This window comes from Exiguobacterium sp. s166 (assembly GCF_018618855.1).
GTDB lineage: Bacteria > Bacillota > Bacilli > Exiguobacteriales > Exiguobacteriaceae > Exiguobacterium_A.
Genome location: NZ_JACSMU010000004.1, coordinates 188547 through 213650, shown reverse-complemented (window position 1 = coordinate 213650; position 25104 = coordinate 188547). Strand labels below are relative to the sequence as shown.

Annotated in this window: 23 protein-coding genes, 1 pseudogene and 1 other annotated feature; of the genes and pseudogenes, 16 read left to right on the top strand and 8 right to left on the bottom strand. The window is 47.5% G+C overall.

Translation table 11 applies throughout. The annotated features are described in order from the left end of the window. Window positions 1–28 precede the first annotated feature (28 nt). The 7 genes from KNP93_RS11230 (at window position 29) to KNP93_RS11200 (ending at window position 6894) form a co-directional block, all read left to right on the top strand. Window positions 29–580, top strand: coding sequence for a maltose acetyltransferase domain-containing protein (locus KNP93_RS11230; RefSeq protein WP_371819916.1), 552 nt, complete (start codon window positions 29–31; stop codon window positions 578–580). A 100-nt stretch (window positions 581–680) separates the two neighbouring features. Beyond that, window positions 681–1538 carry a hypothetical protein gene (locus tag KNP93_RS11225; RefSeq protein ID WP_214855348.1) on the top strand — a complete coding sequence of 286 codons (858 nt, stop codon included), beginning with the start codon at window positions 681–683 and terminating at the stop codon, window positions 1536–1538. A gap of 11 nt (window positions 1539–1549) precedes the next feature. After that, on the top strand, window positions 1550–2233 hold the full coding sequence (locus KNP93_RS11220; protein ID WP_131503470.1) for a response regulator transcription factor: 684 nt from the start codon (window positions 1550–1552) through the stop codon (window positions 2231–2233). Then, complete coding sequence (locus tag KNP93_RS11215) at window positions 2230–3495, top strand: sensor histidine kinase (protein ID WP_131503471.1); 1266 nt, start codon at window positions 2230–2232, stop codon at window positions 3493–3495. Before KNP93_RS11220 ends, KNP93_RS11215 begins: the two co-directional genes overlap by 4 nt. Before the next feature lie 79 nt (window positions 3496–3574). Further along, window positions 3575–4654: a site-2 protease family protein gene (locus tag KNP93_RS11210; RefSeq protein WP_131503472.1), complete on the top strand. Its 1080-nt coding sequence runs from the start codon at window positions 3575–3577 to the stop codon at window positions 4652–4654. 160 nt (window positions 4655–4814) lie between these two features. Further along, window positions 4815–6212 (top strand): MATE family efflux transporter, encoded by a 1398-nt coding sequence (locus KNP93_RS11205; RefSeq protein ID WP_131503473.1) that lies wholly within the window; start codon window positions 4815–4817, stop codon window positions 6210–6212. A 109-nt stretch (window positions 6213–6321) separates the two neighbouring features. Continuing rightward, on the top strand, window positions 6322–6894 hold the full coding sequence (locus tag KNP93_RS11200; RefSeq protein WP_131503474.1) for a 3'-5' exonuclease: 573 nt from the start codon (window positions 6322–6324) through the stop codon (window positions 6892–6894). Between the two features lie 50 nt (window positions 6895–6944). Here KNP93_RS11200 and KNP93_RS11195 read toward each other — a convergent pair whose 3' ends face one another. The 3 genes from KNP93_RS11195 to KNP93_RS11185 all read right to left on the bottom strand — a co-directional run bounded on the left by KNP93_RS11195 (window position 6945) and on the right by KNP93_RS11185 (window position 11126). Then, complete coding sequence (locus KNP93_RS11195; protein ID WP_131503475.1) at window positions 6945–8060, bottom strand: NADH-dependent flavin oxidoreductase; 1116 nt, start codon at window positions 8058–8060, stop codon at window positions 6945–6947. Between the two features lie 103 nt (window positions 8061–8163). Beyond that, window positions 8164–10269, bottom strand: coding sequence for an MMPL family transporter (locus KNP93_RS11190; RefSeq protein WP_214855346.1), 2106 nt, complete (start codon window positions 10267–10269; stop codon window positions 8164–8166). A gap of 62 nt (window positions 10270–10331) precedes the next feature. Next, the gene (locus KNP93_RS11185; protein WP_251138790.1) at window positions 10332–11126 is read right to left on the bottom strand and encodes a hypothetical protein; all 795 of its coding nucleotides are present in this window, start codon (window positions 11124–11126) and stop codon (window positions 10332–10334) included. 115 nt (window positions 11127–11241) lie between these two features. On the opposite strand from KNP93_RS11185, the gene KNP93_RS11180 reads away from it, so the two are divergent. Further along, window positions 11242–11418, top strand: coding sequence for a YycC family protein (locus KNP93_RS11180; protein ID WP_114596622.1), 177 nt, complete (start codon window positions 11242–11244; stop codon window positions 11416–11418). A gap of 60 nt (window positions 11419–11478) precedes the next feature. Here KNP93_RS11180 and KNP93_RS11175 read toward each other — a convergent pair whose 3' ends face one another. Next, the gene (locus KNP93_RS11175) at window positions 11479–11961 is read right to left on the bottom strand and encodes a hypothetical protein (RefSeq protein ID WP_214855342.1); all 483 of its coding nucleotides are present in this window, start codon (window positions 11959–11961) and stop codon (window positions 11479–11481) included. Between the two features lie 217 nt (window positions 11962–12178). Continuing rightward, window positions 12179–14191: a type I pullulanase gene (pulA, locus tag KNP93_RS11170; RefSeq protein ID WP_214855339.1), complete on the bottom strand. Its 2013-nt coding sequence runs from the start codon at window positions 14189–14191 to the stop codon at window positions 12179–12181. A gap of 161 nt (window positions 14192–14352) precedes the next feature. On the opposite strand from pulA, the gene KNP93_RS11165 reads away from it, so the two are divergent. From KNP93_RS11165 to KNP93_RS11155, 3 genes and pseudogenes are all read left to right on the top strand, one after another. Next, window positions 14353–14847, top strand: coding sequence for a YajQ family cyclic di-GMP-binding protein (locus tag KNP93_RS11165; RefSeq protein ID WP_026827201.1), 495 nt, complete (start codon window positions 14353–14355; stop codon window positions 14845–14847). 80 nt (window positions 14848–14927) lie between these two features. Further along, window positions 14928–15097: pseudogene (locus tag KNP93_RS11160) on the top strand (carboxymuconolactone decarboxylase family protein); the annotation flags it as partial. Window positions 15098–15160: 63 nt separating this feature from the next. Beyond that, window positions 15161–15754 carry a metallophosphoesterase family protein gene (locus KNP93_RS11155; RefSeq protein ID WP_214855336.1) on the top strand — a complete coding sequence of 198 codons (594 nt, stop codon included), beginning with the start codon at window positions 15161–15163 and terminating at the stop codon, window positions 15752–15754. 74 nt (window positions 15755–15828) lie between these two features. On the opposite strand, the gene KNP93_RS11150 is transcribed toward KNP93_RS11155, so the two are convergent. After that, window positions 15829–16434 carry a hypothetical protein gene (locus KNP93_RS11150; protein WP_214855333.1) on the bottom strand — a complete coding sequence of 202 codons (606 nt, stop codon included), beginning with the start codon at window positions 16432–16434 and terminating at the stop codon, window positions 15829–15831. A gap of 29 nt (window positions 16435–16463) precedes the next feature. Beyond that, complete coding sequence (gene argS, locus KNP93_RS11145; protein WP_214855330.1) at window positions 16464–18146, bottom strand: arginine--tRNA ligase; 1683 nt, start codon at window positions 18144–18146, stop codon at window positions 16464–16466. A 57-nt stretch (window positions 18147–18203) separates the two neighbouring features. Further along, window positions 18204–18425 (bottom strand) — a binding site (T-box leader). 125 nt (window positions 18426–18550) lie between these two features. Between argS and KNP93_RS11140 the strand changes: the two genes are divergently transcribed. Continuing rightward, on the top strand, window positions 18551–20227 hold the full coding sequence (locus KNP93_RS11140) for a GGDEF domain-containing protein (protein ID WP_214855327.1): 1677 nt from the start codon (window positions 18551–18553) through the stop codon (window positions 20225–20227). A 15-nt stretch (window positions 20228–20242) separates the two neighbouring features. Then, the gene (locus KNP93_RS11135; RefSeq protein ID WP_214855325.1) at window positions 20243–21022 is read left to right on the top strand and encodes an alpha/beta hydrolase; all 780 of its coding nucleotides are present in this window, start codon (window positions 20243–20245) and stop codon (window positions 21020–21022) included. Between the two features lie 61 nt (window positions 21023–21083). On the opposite strand, the gene trhO is transcribed toward KNP93_RS11135, so the two are convergent. Further along, entirely contained in the window at window positions 21084–22001 is a 918-nt protein-coding gene (trhO, locus tag KNP93_RS11130; protein ID WP_188004878.1) for an oxygen-dependent tRNA uridine(34) hydroxylase TrhO, read from the bottom strand. Between the two features lie 236 nt (window positions 22002–22237). Here trhO and KNP93_RS11125 point away from each other — a divergent pair, with 236 nt between their 5' ends. The 3 genes from KNP93_RS11125 to KNP93_RS11115 all read left to right on the top strand — a co-directional run bounded on the left by KNP93_RS11125 (window position 22238) and on the right by KNP93_RS11115 (window position 25056). Next, entirely contained in the window at window positions 22238–22882 is a 645-nt protein-coding gene (locus KNP93_RS11125) for a TVP38/TMEM64 family protein (RefSeq protein WP_114596634.1), read from the top strand. A 294-nt stretch (window positions 22883–23176) separates the two neighbouring features. Next, window positions 23177–23503, top strand: a complete 327-nt coding sequence (locus KNP93_RS11120) for a DUF485 domain-containing protein (protein ID WP_114596635.1) — start codon at window positions 23177–23179, stop codon at window positions 23501–23503. Continuing rightward, a complete protein-coding gene (locus KNP93_RS11115; RefSeq protein ID WP_188004880.1) occupies window positions 23500–25056 on the top strand; it encodes a solute symporter family protein in 1557 nt (518 codons plus the stop codon). Before KNP93_RS11120 ends, KNP93_RS11115 begins: the two co-directional genes overlap by 4 nt. Window positions 25057–25104 lie beyond the last annotated feature (48 nt).

Sequence of the window (25104 nt, the reverse complement as noted above, 5' to 3'; positions counted from 1 at the left end):
GATATACATAGGATAGGAGATGATTGATGTGACGGAAAAAGAAAAAATGATTCAAGGTCAATTGTATTTAGCCGGTGACGCGGAACTGGTCGCTGACCGGAAACGGGCCCAGATGCTTTGCCATCAATTTAGCCAACTCAGCATCAACGAGTTGCCTGCCCGAAAGTCGCTCCTCCAGGAATTATTCCAGATTGAGCAGACAGATTTTTATATCGAACCGTCCTTTAAGTGTGATTACGGCTACAACATCACGCTCGGCGCGCGGTTTTATGCCAATTACGATTGTGTTCTGCTCGACATTTGTCCGATTACAATCGGCGACAACTGTATGCTCGCTCCGGGCGTCCACATTTATACAGCGACGCATCCTTTAGATCCCGTCGAACGCAACAGCGGTTATGAATTCGGGAAACCGGTTGTCATCGGCGACAACGTCTGGATCGGCGGACGTGCCGTCATCACGCCGGGCGTAACGATCGGGGACAATGCCGTCATCGCGGCCGGAAGTGTCGTCGTCAAAGATGTCGCCCCAAACACTGTCGTCGGCGGGAATCCTGCCCGTTTCATCAAATCGATTTGATTTCTCATCAAATTTTAATCTAATCCTCAGTCTCCTTTCACTTGCGGGCGCTATTCTAAGAATAAGAAAAGCAGCTACCACTACTGAGGAGGAAATCATCATGACAAACGAAAAACGTACGGATAAGCCAAAAAAGAATTTTGTAAAACGCGGTCTTGCTTCAATCGCCATCACAGGAACCGTTTTGACGGGGGCCGGCGCCTTCTTACTTTTCACCGGTCCGGGACATTCTCTCGTCAATTCAACGGTCACAACTTCAGAACAAGTGGAACAAAAAGTCGAAGCGGCTTCAACAAAAGTATCAAGTAACGTCAAACAGTCGCTTCCAAGCTCATTCCGGGATGATGATCAAGAAATAGAAGGAACGTTAAAAGAAGTATCCGACACATCGGTGACACTGACACAAAATGGTTCGGATCAATCGTATTCGTTTGCCTCATCTGCTGAAATCGAACAAGCTACGCCCGGTGATTGGATTAAACTTGAACTCAATCAGGACAGTCTTGTCCGGGAACTTGAACGGGAAGATGATCGAAATGACGACCGGGATGATCGCAATGACGATTCATCCGACGATGACCGCAATGAAGTCACCGGTGTCGTCAAAGAGTTGTCCAATGAACAAATCGTCTTGACTCAAAATGGTTCGGATCAAGCGTACCGCTTCAGCGAGCGCGCAGAGATCGACAAAGCGCAAGCCGGTGATACCGTCAAACTTGAACTGACAGCAGCCGGTCTCGTCCGGGAGCTCGACCGTGAAGATGCGGAAGATCAAGACATCCGTGGTGCATTAATCCGTGTGACGGACACACAAGTCGTCATTGAACAAAACGGTAAAAACGTGACGTTTGAACGTGCGCAAAACATGGAACAGGATAATGATGTACAGGTTGGTTCACAAGTCGAACTGGAGTTGAACGGATCTAAGCAAGTGACAGAAATCGACGAACAGTCGTAAGGAGGAAGTCTATGGCACCGACCATCTTAATCGTCGAGGACGATTCAAAAATCGCCCGCCTACTTGAACTGGAATTAAACCACGCCGGATACGCGACGCAGGTCGCCTTCAACGGTAAAGATGGCTTAGCAGCTGCTGAGAACGACATCGATCTCGTCTTACTTGACGTGATGATGCCGGAGCTCAGCGGCTTCGAGGTGCTTCGGCGGCTTCGCGGAAAAAATAATCCGGTTCCCGTCATCCTGTTGACGGCACGAGGCGAAGTGTATGATAAGGTTGCCGGTCTTGATCTCGGTGCCAATGATTATGTGACGAAACCGTTTGAAATCGAGGAACTGTTGGCACGGATCCGCGGGTTACTCCGTTTGACGATACGTACAGCGGTCGAAACCAATCAGCTGCATTACGCCGATGTCTTACTCGATTTGGACCGGCATGAAGCGTTTCGAAGCGATGTTCCGCTTGATTTGACACCACGTGAATTTGATTTGTTGTCTTATCTGATGGAAAACAAGGAACACGTCTTGACCCGTGAGCAAATCCTTAACCGGGTCTGGGGTTATGATTATTTCGGGGAAACGAATATCGTCGATGTCTACATCAGGTATTTACGCAAAAAAATGGACCGCAGCCAGTCTCCCCTCATTCAGACCGTTCGTGGCATTGGCTATGTTTTAAGGGAGGAGAAAGGATGAAGTTACGAACCAAACTTGCGTTATCGGTGACGTTGTTCACGACCCTTTTATTGCTGTTGTCTTTTTTAGTCGTCACGTATGTCGTCCGTGACCATTTAATCGAATCCCGTTTCACACAACTCGAGCAGGCCGAGGAGCTGATGGAAGATGATTCGACGACCCGGGCATTATTGACACTTCATGAAGATTCCGTCGTCCTGTCCCGTAACGACGGACGTTGGGTGATTGCAAACGATGAAGAGGATGACGATTCCGCGACGGTCAACGGCGATGTCCGGGCACGCGATCTTCCCGGCATTCCGACAAACCGCGACGAACCGTTCAAATCCGGTAACTGGTTTGGCGTCGTCCATCAAGATCAGGCGTATCTGTTTGAAGACGACACGGTGGACGATACGGTCTCGACGCTGATTTTCGCCTTCTCGATCGTCCTGATCGTCGCCGTCATCATCGCTTTTCTCAGCAGTTTTTTCATCGCCTATCAAACGTTGCGTCCACTTCGTCAACTCGGTCAGACGATGGAACGGATTTCCGACTCCGGTACACTTGAGACTGTTCCGGAACAGCAAAATGATGAAATCGGACAGCTCGGAAAAGTCTTTAACCGGATGATCGGACGTGTCGATCAAACAATGGAACAGCAACGGCAGTTCGTCGCGGATGTCTCGCATGAGATGAAGACGCCGCTGACCGTCATCGAAGGGTATGCGAAACTTCTGAAGCGCTGGGGCAAGACAAATCCTGATGTCCTCGAAGAATCCATCAGTAACATTCTGAACGAAACGCACACGATGCGGAGTGGACTGATTGAACCGATGCTCGAATTATCCCGCCTCGGCTATGGTGAAACGACGACGGAGACGGTTGACTTGAAGCAGCTCGGGACGGAAGTCGCGGACCGGATGCACCATGCCTATGACACTGCTATTCCAGTCGATGCCATCGGAACCGTCACAGCGAATCATGAAGCACTTGTCCGAATTTTGACGATTTTCATCGATAATGCGATCAAATATGCCAAAGATCCGGAAATCCGTCTTCGACCGGACCGGCTCGAAGTGCTTGACCGTGGAACCTCATTATCTGCGGAGCAGCGCAAGCGTCTGTTCGATCGGTTTTACCGGCTCGATGAAGCCCGTGACCGGTCCGGCAGCGGTCTTGGTCTGTCGATTGCTGCTGCACTGGCGGAACATCATCATCTGTCCGTTGGCAGTGAAGCTCGTCCCGGTGGCGGAAGTTGTTTTTACATCACCTTCCATTGAACACCTGAAATGAAACCTTCCCCCGTCTTTTGGCGTACACTAGAGACAGGAGTCAGATGATGAAAGAAGGTTATGAACGATGGATAAAAAACGTTGGGGAGGCTTAGCCGTCGCCGGAGCATTTTTGCTCTCAAAAGGTAAAGTGCTGCTCGCTCTCTTAAAGTTCTCTAAATTCGGCGGGACGCTAATCTCGTTCGGTATCTCGTTATTGTTTTATGCACAAATTTTTGGCGTCTGGTTTGGTGTCGGATTGCTTTATCTCCTGTTCATTCATGAGATGGGGCATCTCGCAGCAGCCAAACGGCTTGGTTTCAAGACCGGACCGGCGATTTTCGTTCCGTTCATGGGAGCTGTCATCGGAATCAAGGATACATTCCGGACCCCGAAACAAGAAGCAATTTTGGCATATGGCGGTCCGCTTGCCGGATTACTCTCCCTCATCCCGCTTTTGATCGGATACGCCGTGACGGGAAACGATTTTTGGCTTGTCATCTTCCATTTAGGGGCCTTGCTGAACCTGTTCAACCTGTTGCCCGTCAGTCCGCTTGACGGCGGACGGATTTTAGCCGGTCTGCCGATTGTCGTTTGGGTCGCCGGTCTCGCCGCCCTGATTGCATACGGTGTGACACACTTCAGCATCATCTTGTTATTGATCGCGTTTCTCGGCGGAAGTGCCGTCTGGAAGCGATACCGTTTTGCGAAACAATACGAAGACAATAAATCGATTTTAATGTTATACCGTGCTGCACGCAGCCGTGTCCTGCAAGCGAAAGTCGAACAGGAACAATTGGCAGCAACGGAAACTGTGACGGACTCGACCGTCGACGAACCGGACGATGCACCCGTTTCGACCTATGATCCGATCGCCTGGTCACTCCGACACGACCTCCAGGATTTACGGAGTGCGAGTCCGGAAGAAGCGAAAAGTGCTGCCGATGACTTGCTTCGTTACCAATATGATTCGGCTAATGATTACGATGCCTTGTTGCGTCGACTGGACCAGCGGATTGAACCGTTACTCGAAGCTGAAAAATCGGTTGAGTATCATCAAATGCCGAAAAAACAACAGACGATTACGTTGTTCGCTTACCTGGCTCTTGGTGCAATTCTCTTCATCGCTTTTGAATACTCAAAAGGGTATCTTCCGACCCCATCTTAACCAGTCGTGTTATCTCAAGCAGGCACTTCGTCTTCAATCGGCGGAGTGTCTTTTGATCGTTTTGCACATTGCCTGATTCGATTACTTGCATCCGGTTGTTGAAGCGACTAATCTGAATAAAAATCCATGTCCCTGTTTTGAAAAAAAGGAGGCTCTCCTGATGATGAATAAAAATACGGCTCGTTTGGGAGAAGCACCCATCAACAAACTCCTGATCGGCCTGTCGCTCCCGGCGATGATCGGGATGCTTGTGACTGCTCTCTATAATATTGTCGATACGATTTTTGTGGCACAAGGAATCGGGACGGTTGCCGTCGCGGCTGTCGGCATTGCGTTCCCCGTTCAGCTCGTCTTGATGGCCATCTCGAACTCGATTGGAATCGGCGGTGCGGCCATTGCTTCTCAGCGGCTTGGTCAAAAAAATCTGGCAGGTGCCAGTCGTGCCTATGCAAATGTCCTGATGACCGTTTTCGTCGTCAGTATGCTTGCGATTATCACGGCATTCATCTTCGTCGAACCGTTGTTACAGGTGTTCGGTGCCACACCGGAAATCATGCCATACAGTATTGATTTCCTCCGTGTCCTGTTACTCGGTTCCCCGTTCTTCATGTTGACGATGGCTTCGAGCGCCATGCTTCGGGCAGAAGGACGTGCCAGTTATCAGATGCGTGTCATGCTGACGACAGTCGCCATCAACATCGTCTTGACGCCCCTGTTTATTTTCGGACTCGACTGGGGCATTCAAGGGGCTGCACTTGGGACGGTCGTCGCGCAAATCGTCGGTTCCGTTCTGATTTTCAGGTTTTTCTTTACGAAAGCGAAAAAAACAAGTCTTGTCCTTGACCGTGAAGCCTTTCGGTTTGATCCCAAACTGGTCGGTCGGATGGGACAGATCGGCTCATCGTCTTTCATCATGCAAGTGTCACAGTCCATTTTATTCATCACCGTCAACCATATGCTCGTCCGCTACGGCGGTACGACGGAACTTGCGACCTTTGCCGTCATCAATAAGTTCATGGCACTTGTCGGAATGCCAATCATGGGAATCGTCCAAGGGATGCAGCCGATTGTCGGCTACAATTTCGGGTCGAAACAGTTTGATCGGATGTCACAAGCAATCAAACTGGCCATTCGCTACGGTTTGAGCCTGTCGATCACGCTTTGGCTGTTAATCCAGCTGTTCCCCCGTTTTTGGGTCGGAATGTTTACGGAAGATGTGACATTACTCAATGAAGGTTCGACCGCGATGCGGATTTTATTCGCAATTTCATTCGTTTACGGGATTCAGATGATCATCAACGGAATGTATCAATCACTTGCCAAGGCGCGGATCGCCTTGTTCCTGTCGCTCTCGCGGCAGACCTTATATACGATTCCACTCGTCCTGATTTTACCTATCTTTTTTGGAGTACAAGGGGTTTGGTTCGCCTTCCCGATTGCTGATTTAATGGCCGTTTTGACGGCTGTCGTTTTTGCCTACCGTGACCGGATCATGCTCTTTAAGCCCGATGCGTATACGGAACCTGAAGCACAAGAAAAAGCGGTACAGGCTAAATAATCAAAAAGTCCGTCCTGTCTCAAAGACAGACGGATTTTTTGATTAAACGAAAAGACGAACATGCATTCTAAATCGAAATACGGTATGCTGATTAAAAAGGAGAGATGATATGGAACGTTATACACTGGCGATTGATTTTGAAACAGCGAACCGGAACAGCCGCAGCATCTGTGCCTTTGGCTGGTCTGTTTTATCCGCTGGGAAAGTCCTCACAAGCAAGCAGGTCTTAATCAATCCGGAAGAAGACTTTGATGCCGGTAATATCCGTGTCCACGGCATTCGCCCGAGTGACGTCTGGGATGCACCGGCCTTACCGGAAGCAATGGCGGCACACGGCTTGTTTGAATTAATTGAACAGGCCGAGCTCGTCGTTGCCCATAATGCAGCTTTCGATATGGGTGCGCTCCAAAAAGCGGTTCAAAAATATGACTTATATCAAATGCCGACATTTCAGTATGGTTGTACGGTCAAATTGTCACGGAAGCTTTATCCGTGGTTGCCGAACCATAAGCTAAATACGATGGCGGAGTTTTTAGGTGTATCTTTTAAGCATCATGATGCGAAGGAAGATGCCTACATCTGTGCGTTATTACTGCAGGATATGTTCGACCGGACGAACATGGATCATCCCGTTGAACTGCACCGTTTTTGTGGTGTCCGGATGGGTGAAGTCGCTTACTGACACTAAAAAAGGAGCAACTCAGAATTCTGAGTTGCTCCTTTTCGTATTTCTTATTTTGTTGTTTGTTTGATTGGGAACCAGCCTGGACGGCTCGTGATTCCCTGCCATAGTGCATCCGGCACGACGAGTTCAGACTGTGCCGACGGATCGAGTTCTGTCCGAATCGATTCCGTTTCGCCAGCTTCTACTTTTTCAACCCATTTTGGTTCCATGATTAACTCACGGCCAAGAGCGACGAGTGGCACGACTTCAAGTGAACGCTCGACTTCTTCCGGTGTATGGAGTGAACCGACACCGATGACCGGAACGTGTTGACCGACACGTTCTTGTACGAGACTGATTGGCGAACGTGTTTCGTTTTGATCACGAATCGATCCTGCAAAGAAGTCCATGACGGAAACATGCAGGTAGTCGAGATCTTTTTTCGCAAGTGCATCAACGAGTTGCATCGTATCATCGAGTGTAATTCCCGGATTTTCAACTTCTTCCGGTGAGAAACGATAACCGACGATAAACGATGGATCTTTTTTTGCAACGGCTTCGACGGCATCGACGACAGCTAATGGGAAAGCAAGACGTTTTTCAAGACTTCCGCCCCATTTGTCCTCACGACGGTTCGAGTGCGGAGAAACGAATTGTTGAATTAAGTACGTGTTCGCACCATGAATTTCCACTCCGTCAAATCCGGCTTCCATCGCACGGCGTGTTGCTTGACCGAATGCTTCGATGATCGCTTCGACTTCTGCTGCTTCCAGTGCACGTGGTGTCATTGCGCCTTCACGTTCTGGTGCTACTGCACTTGCGCTGACTGTTTGTCCGCCGACGAGTTCCGGTGGTGCCATACGACCCGCGTGGAAAATTTGCAGAATCGCTTTTGCGCCTTGATCTTGGATTGTTGTAGCGAGACGTTTCAGGCTCGGAATCAATTCATCGCGCTCTGCGCCAAACTCGTTCGGGAATCCTTGACCGTCTGCTGTGACGTTGGCACATGCTGTAATGACTGCACCGACTCCACCTGAACGTGCTGCGTAGTATGCAAGCTCCGCTTCTGAAACTTCACCGTTTTCTTCCGCCGCGTAGTTCGTCATCGGCGCCATCATAATCCGGTTTTTAAGGGTCACTCCGTTTGGAAGTGTAAACGTATCAAACATCTTTTCATTAGCCATTGAAGCATATCCTCCTCTGAAATCTTAACTTGAATATCGTCAGTATACGCCCGCCCTGCTTTAAATGACTAATGATGTGCTTCACTGATGTTCTGAACGATGATCAGATCCGGTATTTTCGTTTTCGCCGTCCGCCCGGCCACCACCAGTTCCAGTGTCCGAACAGCTTCATCAGTGCCGGAACAAGGAACATCCGGACGATCGTCGCGTCAATGAAAATCGCCAAAGCAATTCCGACACCAAGCTGTTTAATCGGACTGACGCCGGTAAACGCAAATGCACCGGTGACGACAATCATGATCAAGGCGGCGGAGGTGATGATTTTACTCGTCTTCGCCAGTCCCATTTCCGTTGCGAGGTCATTATCCCCGGTCTCATCGTAGTATTCTTCCATTCGTGAGACGAGGAATACTTCGTAGTCCATCGATAATCCGAAAACAAGCGAGAAGATGAACACAGGGGTTAAGATACCGATTGTTTCGGCCGGGAAAACCCAGCCCGATTCAAATAAAATGACGAGCAGACCAAATGTTGCTCCGAGGCTGAGTAGATTCATCAAGATGGCTTTGATCGGAATCAAAATCGACTGGAACGCAAACAACAGGATGATGAATGTCGCAAGTAAGACAAGACCTAGCGCGAGCGGCATTTTTGAGTAAATTTCATCATAGATTTCCTGATTAAAGGCTGCCGGTCCCCCGACCTGGTATCCTTGGTCTCGCACGTCGCGGACCCATTTTTGTGAACTCTTGTCTCCCGGATCTCCCGTCAGCTTGACATTGATCCGGGCAACTCCTTGATCAAACGTAATCAAAGGCGCCAACTGTTCTTTTCCCTGTTCGTTCGCAGCAAGCTGGGTCACGGTCTGTCCATTCGCTTCCGCCAGCGCCGTCGCTGAAATGACACTGCTTACTCCGTCATCTGCTTCGAGTCGTGTCGTCAACGCTTCCAGTTTTTCGACACCTTGTTCCGTTTGAAAATCAGCTTTTAGCAAGACGACGGCATCGGTCCCATCGTCGCCAAAGGTTTTTTCCCACGCTTCAAAAGCGAGGCGTGATTCATAATCTTCCGGTAACGCGCTTGCTTGCGGAATGTTCAGTTCCAAATCGCGCAACGGAATTAAACACGGCAAAAGAAGAAGGAGTGAAAAAAGGGTGATGGCAACCGGACGTTTCATGACGAACCGGGCGAGCTTACGCCATCGGACTTCCCCCTGCTCCGAATCCGCTTTAAAAATCCGCCCTGTTTCCAGACTGCCCCCGAGTAGTGCGAGCAGGGCCGGAAGTAAGGTCACAGCGCTGATGACGGCGCCCAGTACCGAAACCAGCGTGCCGATCGCAACTGCTTGAAACACATCGACATCAATGACAAGTAAGCCCGCCAGTCCGACGAACACACAAATCCCGGAAAATAAAATCGATCGTCCGGCCGTCGCAACCGAAACTTCCGCTGCTGCCGTAATCGACCTTCCGGCTGCCCGTTCTTCCCGGAACCGGTTGACGTAAAGCAGGGAAAAATCGATTCCGAGGGCCAGTGAAATCATCGCTACGGCATTTAAGACAAAGATGGACAATTCCTGTTGTCCGGCGATGAAATACAACGTTCCGGCTCCAAAGATGAACGTGACGAGTCCCATGATGAGCGGCAAGATGGCAGCAAGCGGCGTCCCGAAAACAAGAAATAAGACAAGTAACGCTGCCGGTACGCCAATCAATTCCGCCCGGACCAAATCATTTTTCGATGCGGTATTCAAATCGTCGACGATCAACGGCTCTCCTGTCAGTCGAATCGTATTGCCGTCTTGCGGATCCAGTTTTTCCTGCACCGCCTTCACCCAGGAAGGGTCAATGTCCGGTATCCCGATCGAGACATATCCTTTTCCGTCTTTTAAAGCTTCCGGATTTTCCTGGACACCGATAACCTGTCCCACTCCTTGGATGGTCCGAAACGCCGTGACGTGACGCTGCATCTCCTGCCGGATGGTTTCTGTTTTCCCTTCAAACAAAACGATGATTTGGTGTGGGTCCTGCTTAAATTCTTTTTCTAACGTGCGTTCGACTTGTTGAAACTCTCCGTCCCGTGTAAAGCCGTTTCCCTTCAGCTGATCCGGGAGTTGCACCGCAAAATAACCAAGAATCAGCAACAGCACCACCCAGGTAACGCTGATGCCTTTTCGAAAACGCACTACGTATTGACCAAAACGTTCCATCTGTCATCTTCCTCTCTCTATACAAGAAACACATCCTTCGCCCGCTACGACAAAGGATGTGTTTACGTCTTTTGAAAAATCTGGAGCCACGTATTTCCGAAATTCGCCGACGTCGAGACGATGGCCAGACGTTGCGCCGATTCATCCAGTAAAACCGTCTTTAACAGGATCGATGACTGGCACCCATCAAATTTAAATTTCAGTTGCTCTTTTTCGTACAGATAAAATCGATTAGCATCCGTGACAGAAAACAGATTTTTCCGGCTGTCGACCAACAAATAGTCGTCATACTCGGAAAACGGAATCAACTGTTCCTGTTCCGTAAACGCATCCCAAATGACATAACGTGATTGATTCACATCATAGGAAATCATCGTTCCAGGTGCGAGCAGACGTTCGAACGCATACTGCGGATGATACCCCCGTTCAATCAAACGTCCTAATAGAGGAGCTTCGTCATAATCCGAAAAAGTTCCTTCCTGTTTTTCAAAACAATAACGCACGACATCGGTCTCAGCCGAGTACATAAAAATCTGATTGTCTCGCCATTCATACAGATTACTGAACCAGGCATCAGCAAAGAGGATGGGGCGATTCATATATTGGAGACGTCCGTCTCTTAAATCGAGTAAACCAAACAATGAAGTTACTTCAAAAACGATGAACACACGGTATCCGTCCGGCTCAAAGAACCACGTGAACGGAACATACGCACATGCTGTCTCCCACCGTATTCTCAAATCCAAATCACATTTTGTAAATCCGCCTTGATCCCGGTATAAAATCAGATCATCGCCAAATCGGTCAAAAAGTGAAACAGATTCATGGAACAACAGCTCAGCGGCTGGTTTATACATACGCATCACTTCCTACTCCCTACGGTATCAACCTTCTTCATTTCTAGCTACTGTCGATGCGCTCGAAGAGCATGTCCTGTATACTTAAAGGAAACAAAAAGGAGGTACACACACTATGAAACCCCTACAACTGTCTGCTGATACAGCTGTTGAACTTTCGAAACGTCTCAATGTGCCGCTCGAACAGTTAATGCACATGCCACGGCATATTTTGATACAAAAACTGGTCGAATTAGAAACAGAACAATCCGACTCTTCTTCTGCGGATGATACATCTTCAGAAGACAAATGATGCAATATGCCCTTCTTTCGTGCGCTGGTCGCATAAAAGAAGGGCATATTTTGCTTATGATTACGATTGGGGGTTATATTCTGACTTTCCATAACGGAATACATTAACGATCGCTTTTCCGTCACTCGGATAACCGTTCGGATGATCAATCGGAAACAGCGAGAAGAAAATGAAGTAGAACGAGAAATAGGCGAATTGATACGTAAAAATCGAAGCTTCGAAGACACCCGCATAAATCAAACCGTTTACAATCAGGATGCTCGCCAGATTAAAAATAGCTCCACCGGCATAGACGGTAATGTTCGTAAATTTATTTTCATGACGAAGTGCCTCATACTGACACCATCCGTCCCAGAAATAGATACGGTTCAAGCGGATGGGGCCAACACGTAACAACGATTTCCCCGATCCGATATTGATTTCCATATTCCCGCCAAACAGACGTGCGAAAAAGTAATGACCTATCTCATGAATTAACGTGACGATTGGTAATAACAAAAAAAACGAGAAGAAAAATTTCCAGATATCATTGAAGCCAAACATAAAATACATCCTTTCAAAAAAACCAGCACTCTAAATACTACTTATAGTATGTTCCCGGAAGCTCTGAATTAAAACAGCAAACATGAAAAATCATTAAGTCATTATGATGACACCGCAACATGACTGTTACGTTGCGGGATGCGGCTCTAAAAAAAAAGAATCGGAGCCCACATCAGTGAACTCCGATTCTTCTAATTGCCTCGTTGCTTAAGACTCATCATTTATTATTTTTACGCCGTTTGTTCGCTGCATACAACAAACCAAGAATCGTCAGTGCGGCGCCGCCTGCCACTGCATATTTTTTATAGTCTGCTTTCCGTTCGGCAATGACTGTCGTCGACAAAGCCTTCACGACAAGCTGTTTTTCTTCATGCAGACGAGGGGCATGGATTTTTACAACCCCTTCTTCGACGAGAATTTCGAACTCGCCGCCCGGTAACTCGATTGTCACATCGTGTTCCGTCGCATTGTGATACACCCGCTGACGTTCAACATACCCTTCATATGTCCGCTTCAATTCGTAAGCAATGATGCCTTCTCCTTCTTCGAGGAAGCGGAGATGTTTGCGGATCATGGCGGTGTTTTCGAGACGGAACATCGGATACTGACGCCGCAGCGCAATCAATCCTTTGACATACTCGACGCCGAACCGGAACTCTTCTGCCCGTTCATAATCGAGTTGATTGACGACTTCTCCGGAGTTGAAGCTGTCCCGAATGCCGTTTTTTGTCCGGAAAAACTCCTGTCCCGCATGTAAAAATGGAATCCCTTGTCCGGTTAAGATAATGGCATTCGCAAGCATTTGTCGTTTTCGGCGGACTTCATCCGTATCTTCCGGCCGTGACACGGACAATTTGTCCCAAATCGTTAAATCATCATGGGCTTCCGCGTAAGAAACGACTTGATTCGGTTCATCCGCAAATCCTTGCGAAGAGACGTTTCCGGCAATGCCCCGTTTGACTTCATTTGTCCGCTCGAAAGCTCCGCTGATGAATCCGCGGTCAAGCGGTGTCTGAACGTCACCTTTGACACCGTCACGTAATCCGTTGTTGAAATGAGCGATTCCCGGCATCTGCGGCGCATTAAAGTAGTTGGCTTTTTGATCGGCTGCAAGCGGTGTGTCAAGATCCCATCCTTCCCCGATAATCAAGATCGATGGATCAATCCGGTCGAGTGCATGCCGGACTTGATTCATCGTTTCGATATCATGCAAGCCCATCAAGTCGAACCGGAATCCGTCCAGATGATACTCTTTCGCCCAGTACGTCACGCAATCAAGAATGAACTTACGCATCATGAAACGTTCTGATGCTGTGTCATTTCCACAAAAACTCCCGTTCGAAAGTGTTCCGTCTGCTGCCTGACGGAAAAAATAACCCGGAACGAATTGGCCAAGTGGTGCCGTTTCCGCATCATAGACGTGATTAAAGACTACATCCATCACGACACGAATGCCCCGGTCATGCAAGGCTTGAATCAAGGCTTTTAATTCACGGATCCGTGCTGCCGGATCATCCGGATTCGATGAATAGGATCCTTCCGGCGCAAAATAATTGACGGGATCGTATCCCCAGTTGTAGTTATCCGGATCGTTCGGTGCGGCTTCATTCACTGAACCGAAATCATAAATCGGAAGCAATTGGACATGTGTCACACCTAAATCCGTCAGGTAATCAAGACCTGTCAATCCGCCTGCCGGTGTTCGTGTCCCGGCTTCCGTCAATCCGCGGAACGTTCCCCGCTCGATGACCCCACTCGCCGAATGGCTCGTCGCGTCCCGAACGTGTAATTCATAGATAACGGCATCTTGTGACGAATGGAAGAGAGGGCGTTCTTCAATCCAACGCTCGGGTTGCGTGGTGGATGGATCGATTAATGCTCCCCGTTTACCGTTTGTCCCGACTGCTTTTGCATACGGATCGACCGCTTCGACCTTCTGTCCGTTGATGCTGGCTTGAAACGTATAAAAGTAACCTTCATACACAGCACGATCGAGTTCGACGACGAATGTCCCCTGCTGATCCGCCGCCAATTCAAGTTCTTCAACTTTCCTTGCCCGCAATGTCCGGTACAAACGAATCACGACACGTTCAGCCGTCGGGGCCCATAAACGGACCCGTATCGTTTTTTCATCAAATGTTGCTCCTAAATCTGATCCTTTATAGGCATACCGCTCATCCAGTTCTTCTGGTGTGAGCGTCAACATATCTGCTGTTTGTTTCAAAGCCATGCACCCCTTTCATTTCATGGTTTTCATTATAACAAAATTTCATACAGATGAACGATTCGACTGTTTCTCTTCCATTTTCTTTTGCCGAAACTTCAGCACGAAGTCAAAGCATCTGCGGACAAATATGTTAAAATGGTTGTGGAACGAAAGGGGAGATTCTTATGGCAGCAAAAGACAATTCATTTGATATCGTGTCACAAATCAACATCGAGGAAGTCAAAAACGCGATGCAGGTCGCTTTAAAGGAAATCACAAACCGCTTTGATTTCAAAGGATCAAAAAGCGACATGAAACTCGAGAAAGAAGATTTGATTCTGATTTCAGATGATAATTTTAAACTCGATCAAGTCAAAGATGTCCTGACAGCTAAACTCATCAAGCGCGAAGTCCCGACGAAAAACCTGCAATACGAAAAAGTCGAGCAGGCAGCCGGAAACACGGTCCGTCAACGCGTCATTCTCAAAAGCGGCATCGATCGTGATGATGCTAAAAAAATTAACAATGCCGTCAAGGAATCCAAACTCAAAGTCAAAACTCAGATTCAAGACGATCAAATCCGTGTCACTGGCAAATCGCGCGACGACTTGCAACAAGTCATGCAAATCGTCCGTGAATTACCATTATCGGTCGACGTCCAGTTCCTCAATTTCCGTTAAGTATAAAAAATCCCTTACTCCGATTGGAGAAAGGGATTTTTTTCATGCTTATTTCGCTGTATATCCACCATCCAGGACAACGGCTTGTCCTTCATATCAATACCGGCTTAACCGCCGGATTGACAGGAAATGAAATCGTCAAGCCATCATGCATCTTGTCCCTTACACCGGTTTCCCGCGTGTCCTCAATGCACTCGAAGTCGCAAAAGTGGTCTTTGCCGAGCGCGGGATCACGGTCGACCCGGCTTAATTAAAAATAGGATGAGCCGCATGAAACGCGGGGTATACTCTTAGTACAAGGGAGCGATGCCAGATGCAGTATGCACTCATCACGGATTTGCACAGTTCATTATCCGATACACGTGCTGTGTTGACAGATATTCAACAGACAGCTCCGCAAGCCATTGTTTTTTCGCTTGGAGATGTCCATGAGTGTCACATCGGAAAAAAGCGGGCCAAACGGTATACATTTGAAGAAATCGAACAAATCGTGACGCTTGATCCGGATTTTTTGAAGTTGCTGTTTTTTGAGACGCTGCTCGGAAATCAGGAAGAACGGTTGTTTTCCTTGATTCCAGCAGGGATATCCAGTTATCTCGATCAACTGCGCACATCAAATCGGACAAAACAAATTGCGTCTGCTTTGTTCATTCACGGCGACCAATTGAAATGGAGCTATGATTTGACACCCGATACATCCACTTATCCCGACCGTCTCTTATTTTTTGGACACAGTCATGTGCACGGACTATTCAAAGAGGGTAAACGTCTGGCGATTCATCATGATATCCCGATCTCCATCAAACGTGGCCGTTACGCCATCAACGTCGGACCGGTTTTGGTCGAACGTGAATGGTTGCTGTACGACACAACCACCGAAACCATCACCTTTCAGCAAGTCAAATGAATGTCTGACATGACAAAATCCCCCGTATCCTTCACGATTTGTGAAGGATACGGGGGATTTTGATGTCATCTCGCTTATAGAAAACGCACGAGTGAAGCACGAACTAAATCCACTTGTGTAAATTCTGTTTTATCGGCGAACTGATTCACGACACGGCGGACTTCCCCTTGACGACGGACGAAGCTCGTCGGTACCGGTGTCTTCCGGACGAGTTGCTCATACAATGTCGTCAACTGATGATCATCGATGACCGTAGTCATTTGATCGAGGAATAACAGGACATGAAGGCGGTTCAGGTAATCCCATGGCTTGTCTTCCGAACGAAATTCATTGCGCGCCAACCATTTTTTTAGACCGATGGCATCAATTTGATTCAATGTCTCTTTCGTACGGGGTGCTTTCCATAACGCCAATAACTCACCGAGTTTTTTGCGCGTCTGTTTTTTTTCCATGAAGAACTCGAAGTTACTTTTCGTATCGAGTGCGTCACCGCTGATCGGAGCAATTTGATCGGCTCCTGGTGCTGTCACGAAATCTAAGATGAAATCGACTGATTCACCTGGAAGCCATGCCGCCACCTTTCCATGAAAATCAGCAATAAAAGCGATGGATGAAGCCAAATCTTCCTGATTCATTTGTGTAGATGCGTGCTGTAACCGTTCCATTGTCTCTTTGTTCATATGATAACCCCATCTTTAATTGATTTATCTTACATTTCTTCAGGAGCGCCGACACCGAGCAGGCGTAATCCTTCCGTCAATACAATCGTAACCGATTTTACGAGTGCGAGGCGAGATTGTTTTTCCGCGTCGTCTTCGAGGACACGAACCTGCCCGTAATATTTGTTGAAACTTTGAGCCAAATCAAGGACATAACGGCTGATGATTGATGGTTCGCGACGTGTAAACGCCCGGTCAATCACTGCCGAGAACTGGTTCAGCATCGACACGACACCCCATGAATAGTCGTCTGCGCTACCCGCAAACGCTGATCCATCGTATTCGCCTTTACGTAACAATGAATTTGCACGTGCATTCGTATATTGGACGTACGGACCGGTTTCTCCTTCAAATTTCAACATTTGTTCGAGATCAAATTCAATGTTGTTCATGCGCTCATTTTTTAAATCGTGGAAAATGACAGCACCGACACCGACTTCGCGTGCCGTCTGTTCGGCATTGGCAAGGTTCGGATTTTTCTCGGCGATGTTTTGTTTCGCGACATTGATCGCATCTTGAAGCACTTCTTCAAGAAGGACAATCCGTCCTTTACGCGTCGACATCTTTTTCCCGTCTTTCATGATCAGGCCAAACGGGACATGGTGCATACCGTCGACATTTTCAAAGCCAAGTTTCTTCAGAACAGCAAACAGCTGTTTAAAGTGGAGGGCCTGTTCACCGCCTACAACGTAAAAGGCTTGCTCGAAACCGTATGTCTCAAGACGATAGACGGCAGCCGCCAAGTCACGTGTTGCATACAATGTCGCTCCGTCTTTTTTCTTGATCAAGGCAGGAGGCATTCCTTCGGCTTCGAGATCGACGACCATTGCACCTTCCGACTCGACGAGCAACTCTTTTTCTTCCAATAAGTCAATCACGTGCTGCATCTTATCATTATAGAAGGCTTCACCGTTCAAACTGTCGAAACTGACACCAAGCATTTCATAGACACGGTTGAACTCGACGAGCGAAACTTCACGGAACCATGTCCAAAGTGCTGTCGCTTGTTCGTCACCCTGTTCAAGTTTCTTGAACCAGGCACGACCTTCATCTTCAAGAGCCGGATTTTCTTCCGCTTCTTCGTGGAAACGCACGTACAGTTTGAGCAATTCTTTGATCGGCTCAGCCCGGACATCTTCTTCCTTGCCCCACATATTGTAGGCGACCATCAATTTCCCGAACTGTGTTCCCCAGTCTCCGAGGTGATTGATGCCGACGACATCATATCCTTTTTTTCGTGAAATCTGGTTCAGCGCATTTCCGATGACTGTCGAACGTAAATGTCCCATCGAGAACGGCTTCGCGATGTTTGGTGATGAGAAGTCAGTCACGATCGTTTTGCCGTTCGCTTCGCTTGATCCGTAAGCTTGTTGTTCTTCTAAAACACGTTTAATGATTTCACGCGAAACCACTTCCCGGTTTAAGAAGACGTTCACGTACGGTCCCGCTGCCTGCACGTTCGAGAACAGTGGATTATTGATTTTCTCAGCCAGTTCCGTTGCAATCATCATCGGTGCTTTCCGGAAGGCTTTTGCGAGTTGGAAACATGGGAATGCCAGATCGCCGTGATCCTCATGTTTTGGTTGTTCGATCAACTGTTCGATCTCTTCTTGTGACAGGGCATCACCAATCACATCATGTAATACTTGGGCATATTGTTGCTTGTAGCTCATTTTTTTTCCTCCAAACAGTTTATTTTTTCCAATAAAAAACGCCCTTTGCGCAACACGCAAAGAGACGGAATGACCGCGGTACCACTCTTCTTGGTGTCGACGGTACGACACCCACTTTAACGGGGATAACGGGGTTCCCCCGGCTAGGCCTGATCACATGGATTCGGATAGCATCTCGGAAGTGCGTTTCACGATGGTCTAATCTGTTCAGGCTTTCACCGTTCCCTGATTCGCTGGTCGATTAAATCATATCGCTACTTTCTTCGTCATCGATTGTTTGATATCTTTCACATTATACGCAATTCACTGCATTCTCTCAACCTTATTTTTTTGTAAATCCCTTATCATAATTTCCACAAAACGGGTATAAGTAGGGGAGGACTGTTAAAGGAGGGAGACGCATCATGGTCTACTATCAAAAAGTCGCACGAAACAGTTGGCTTGCCTTGTGTCTCGTTGCTGGTCTGCTTACCTTCATTTTACTGACATATCCGACACTCATCGACTTTCCGCTCTCATTTGGCAATGCCACTTATCTTCTAGCACTCATCATCTTGTTCCAGTTCGACAACGTCCGTCGCGGAGGCATTTATTATACGTTTCAGGAAGGGATCATTTTATTCATCTTTCTTAATTACGGATTATGGCCGTCCATCCTTCTCAGCCAAATCGGGATCTTCGTCTTTCAGTTTTTTTCTCATAAAAAAGAAATTCGCCGTCAACGTTTTTTCTACTTGTATCCAATCAACGCCCTGTTTGATTTAGTTTATCTCGCCTCTCCGTCACTCGTCTATTTAGTACTCGGCGGACCGATTGGAACTGACTTTACTTACTCGAGAGCACTCCTTCCGCTTCTCAGCTATTTAACGACCGTCATGATCGTTTCCTACCTCCAATGCCGGTTCGTCAACCGCATCTTATATTTGAAATATGATTGGGTACGCCTTGTCCGTCTGCAGACACTTGTCTACGGTATCAGTATCTTAAGCGCTCTACTCGGAATCTGGTTTTATGATGAGAACCCGCTCATCGCCGCTTCCGTCTCGACGCTGATCTTATTTTTATTCAAACGATTGCTCCAACAGCATGGGGAAACAATCGAAGCGAATGAAAAAGCCAAACGGTTTGATGACGCCAAAGAACATCTGCTGATTTCCCAGTTCGAACAAGAAACGATTGACTCCTTATTACGCGACTTGCCGTATCTGATTGATTTTTCGGAAGGTTGGATATCAATTCAGCAACAGCGTAAGCAAACCATTTACAATATCCGGACGAAAACAATCATCGATGTCCTGCCTTTATTCCATTCCCTGAAGGCCGAGCAGCTGCAAACACCAATCATCCATGGTCTTCGGTGCGATTGGGGGACGGACATTCAAATTGACTTACCCGTTGACCGTCATTCGATGATTGCGATTCCATCCATCACAAACGAAGATGTCGATGTATCGATCATCCTATTTCATCAAACCGCGGATGCCTATGATGCGACAAGTGCGGACGAGATTTCGCGTTTGTTACGTATTTTTTGTCGGGTGTTGCACCGTTCACGGGAAACATACCAACTGTACGCCGAGAGCCGGACTGATGCTTTGACGGAGCTCGCCAACAGTCGTGCCTTTTACGAGGAAGGGGCACAGCAATTTGCCTCTGACCGTTATCCCTTGTCGATCATCTTATTTGATATCGATCACTTCAAACATGTTAACGATACGTATGGACATAAGGTCGGTGACCTTGTTCTGCGTGAACTCGGTCGCAGGATCCGGGCCGTGCAACAGAAAAAGCAGAACGTCTTCGCGGCTCGATACGGCGGAGAAGAATTTGTCCTGTTACTTCATCAAGCTCCACAGAACGAAGCCATCGATTTCGCCGAAGAAATCCGGCATGCCGTCCTCGACCGGCCGTTCGTCGTCGATAGACATCGCTTATCCATCACCATCAGTCTTGGCGTCGATACCGTCGAATTTCCATCGGAACGATCGTTCGAAGAATCGCTCCGGCAAGCGGATCATGCTCTCTATGTCGGTGGCAAACATAACGGTCGGAATTGTACTGCCCATTACGCTAACCTTTGAAAGGTCGTGACTATCTTGTCAATTACTGAAATTGAACGAACGATTTCGACTCTAGCCTCGCCTCGAACAATCCGGATTTATCGTCCGACCGAACTCCCGGTCGACGAAGCGCTCCCAGTCATTTATATGCATGACGGTCAAAATGTCTTCAGTGGTGAGACCGCTTCGTTCGGAAAAGGCTGGGAAGTCCATCATGCACTCCATACTGTTCAGTTGCATGCGATGATCGTCGCCATCGACAGTCCGGATGATGGAATGGACCGCTACGATGAGTATGCCCCTTGGACGGACGAAGCCCTTTTAATGCGCACGGCCTATCCGTCTCATCGCAAGACGATTGGCGGCAACGGAAAGCAATACATGCACTGGATCGTTCATGAACTAAAACCGTATATTGACTCGCAGTATGCGACGATTCCAACGGATACGACGATGATCGGCAGTTCGATGGGGGGTGTCATTTCATTGTATGGCTTGTTCGCTTATCCGGAAATCTTCACACGTGTCGCTGCTTTATCAACGGCCGGTTGGGCGAATTTTTCTTCTTTACTGGAATTCATTGAGCGCAGTCCACGTTTATCCGAGCACCAGCGTTGTTATATGGATGTTGGTACGAAAGAAACGAGCGGACCGATGACGGAAAATGACTATCTTCATACAAACGAGGTTCTTGCGAAAGCCGTTCAAAAAAAAGTCCAACAAGCGACTTACGAAATCATTCCCGGTGCGATCCATCACGAGACCGAATGGGCAAAACGGATGCCAGAAATCCTTCGTTTCTTATTTCCATCCTAAAAAAGCAGGCCGACGAAATCCCGGATTCGGATTTTGTCAGCCTGCTTTTATTCATCCATGATTACTTTACCAATTCTTCCATTTGTTCTTTTACATAACGGTTGCGCGGGTGTTCCCGGCATTCGTCTGAACAAGAACGCATCACTTTCGGTTCACATTCTTCACAGCAGAAGTGTTGACGATTACATTCCGGATTTGCACAATTCACGTAACGTGTTTCGTCTTTTCCACAGTAATAACAAGTCGAGACGACCGTTGGATTGACTTCGTTAACAGGTACTTGAATGCGTTCATCGAACACATACAATTCCCCTTCCCAGTCTTCTCCACGCGTTGCTTCATCTTTCCCGTACATGACGACGCCGCCTTTTAAATGGAAGATATCATCGCTGTTTTGACGTTTACGGAAATACGCCGTGAATTTTTCACAACGGACACCGCCCGTACAATACGTCAGAACTTTTTTTCCTTCAAACAAGTGTTCATTTTCATCGAGCCATTGCGGAAATTCACGTGAGGCATCGACATCGACCTTGACGGCATTTTTAAAATGACCGAGATCGTATTCGTAGTTGTTCCGGACATCCAGAATGACGACATCTTCATTTTGCATCATGTTTTTCCACTCGGCCGGTTCAAGATACGCGGCATTTTCTTCCGGCACGTTGAACTCATCTTCAAAACGCCATGTGACCAGTTCGTTTTTATAACGAACGAAGATTTTTTTGAAGGCATGTTCGTCGACCTCATCAATTTTGAACTCGATGTCACTAAACCGTGGATCGGCAAGCAGGTCCTGCATGTATTGATCGGTTTGTTCGACTGTTCCAGACAGTGTGCCATTGATTCCTTCTGGTGCAATCAGGATTCTTCCTTTGATGCCAAGCTCTTTGCAATAGGCAAGATGCTCTTTTGTTAATTGTTCCGCATTGTCGATCGGAACATACTTATAAAATAATAGTACGCGATAAGGTTTCATAATCCTCATTGGCCCCCATGTCAGTTTTTTGCAGTAAAACGAACGTTGGCGAACGAAGCGTCATAGCTATTAGCTAGCTGGGAACGCCTGCAAAACGCACCCATTTAAGTATAATACCAACTTCATTTGAATTGTACAATTGCCAGTTCAGCGGACAGCACGATAAAGTTTTTCCTTTCTGACGGGGAAAGAGTTAAAATAGAAATTAGCAGTTTATTTTGTAAGGAGGATTCCGAATGCTCCAAACCGTCCGTCAGTGGATTGAACAAATGATTACGTTTCTCCAGGATCTTCCGGGTGGTGCATCGACCGGATTGATTGCTCCTTTTCTGGAATCACTTTTTCCGTTCCTCCCGCTTGTTCTTATCATTTCCGCCAATGCAGCGACTTATGGCTTTTGGATGGGTGTACTCGTCTCTTGGGTCGGTAGTATGCTCGGTTCCCTTGTCGTCTTTGCCTGTATCCGTTATTTATTTCGCCGCCCCGTCACGAGGTGGCTTGAACAACATAAAGCCGCCCAGCAGTGGATTGAACGGGTTCGCCATATGAGTCCGATTTCGCTTGGTTTTTTCTTTTCACTTCCGTTCATGCCGGCCTTTATCATTACAGCGATTTCTGCAATGATTCAACTGTCACTTCGGACGTATTTGATTGCCGCTGGAGCGGGTCGACTGATCGTCGTCATCATCTTCTCGTTAATCGGTAAAGAATGGTCAACATTTTTGGAACGACCGATCCGTCTTGTTTTTCTGTTTCTGATTTTACTCGCCATCTGGGGAGTCAGTCGTGGCGTCGAAGAAATCATCAAACGGCGCGCCCTAGCACGACGTTCGAAGTCACTACGTGATCTTGAACAGGAAATCGGGGACAATAACAAATGATACAACCAACTGTCGGCACATCCTCCATCAGGGTGTGTCTTTTAATTATGCGGATTTCAACGTTTTTTATTCATTTCCCTTTATTTTTCCAGGCAGGACTTTTGAATCATTTTTTCATATTAATATGTTTTTAAAATAACGTTCACATTTTGTCCAACATTGAAAACGCTTACAATAAAATGGTAAGACCAATATTAATATAATATCTCGAATTCCCCCTTCTAAATTAGGATAGATTTTCCAAAGGAACTGTCTCTATAATGAATTTAAATTCATTTTCAAAGGAGGCGTCTCATGCACCAGGTATCTGAAACAGCGAAGACGGAAACGACACGCTCTGCCCAGACAATCGTCGAAAGTGCATCGTTTAAACAATTGATGCGCGAAAAAAATGCATTCATCTTACCGGCCATTGTATTTTGTCTCATTTTTTATTTTACGCTTCCCATCATGACCAGCTATTTTACCTTCTTGAATCGGCCATTACTTGGTGATATCACAGGGGCTTGGTTATTTGCTTTCCTGCAGTTCATCATGACGTGGACGTTTTGTACGCTTTATAACAAAAAAGCACGTTCGTTTGATCGATTGGTCGAACAGATCAAGGAGGAATCACGATGAACTATACCGCTGTCGCCCTATTCGCTGCGATTGTCGGGTTAACACTCGTCATTACATATTTCGCTGCCCGTAAAACAAAGACGGCGAATGATTTTTATACTGCGGACGGTGGCTTGACCGGTGCTCAAAACGGTATCGCCATTGCCGGTGACTATATGTCTGCGGCTTCCTTCCTCGGAATTGCCGGAATGATCGCCCTGGCCGGATTCGACGGATTTTTTTATTCGATCGGTTTTCTCGTTGCCTATCTCGTTGTTCTCTATCTCGTTGCCGAACCGTTGCGCAACTTAGGAAAATACACGATGGCTGATATGATTGCTGCCCGTTTTAATGCCTCGAAAGTTCGGGGTGTCGCAGCGATGAACTCGATTGTTATTTCCATTTTCTACATGATTGCGCAATTGGTCGGAGCCGGTGCTTTGATTGAGTTGTTACTCGGAATTCCATATACGACAAGTGTCATCATCGTCGGTATTCTGATGACTGTGTACGTTGTGTTTGGCGGGATGACGGCCACCTCATGGGTGCAAATCATCAAAGCGATTTTGCTGATGGCCGGTACAGCCGTCATTTCCTTCATGGTATTTGCCAAATTCGACTTCTCGATCATGAAGATGTTCTCGGAAGTGAAACAAGCCACACCGCTCGGTGACTCCTTCTTGAATCCCGGTAATAAGTTTAAGTTACCGCTCGATACGATTTCCTTAAATTTGGCACTTGTTCTCGGAACAGCCGGCTTGCCGCATATCTTAATCCGCTTCTTTACGGTTAAAGATGCACCGACTGCCCGGAAATCCGTTGTTTATGCGACCTGGATCATCGGTGCGTTTTATATCTTAACGATTTTCCTCGGCTTTGGAGCCGCTGCCTTCGTTGGAGCAGATGACATCATCGCTGCGAATGCAGCCGGTAATATGGCGGCACCTCTCCTTGCGCAGGCGCTTGGTGGAGACTTACTGTTCGCCTTCGTTGCGGCTGTTGCTTTTGCGACCATCCTTGCCGTTGTGGCCGGACTGGTTTTATCGGCTGCTTCCGCCTTTGCCCATGATTTTTACAGTCATATTCTGCGTAAAGGACAAGCAACGGAAAAAGAACAAATGACGGCTGCGCGCCTCGCTTCCATTGCCGTCGCACTCGTTTCGATGGTACTGGCGTTATTTGCACAATCAATGAACGTCGCTTTCCTTGTTTCACTGGCCTTTGCAGTGGCAGCCAGTGCCAATTTGCCCGTCATTTTGCTGACGATTTTCTGGCGCCGTTTCAATACTGGCGGAGCTGTCACAGGTATGGTCGTCGGTCTTTTCTCTTCACTGCTTCTCGTCGCGCTCAGTCCTAATATCTGGGCAGTTGACGGTTCAGCCTTATTCGTCGGGGAAGCATTATTCCCACTGTCGAATCCGGGAATTGTTTCGATTCCACTTGGTTTTCTAGGTGCGATTATCGGAACACTTGTTACGAAATCGGACGAAGTGGCCGGTAACTTCGAACGTATTCTTGTCAAAGCCAATACCGGTATTGATGCAGCAACTGAAGTTGCTGCATCAAAAGAATAATCCCCTTAACGGCTCCTTCAACCCCCTTGAAGGAGCCGTTCCCTTTTA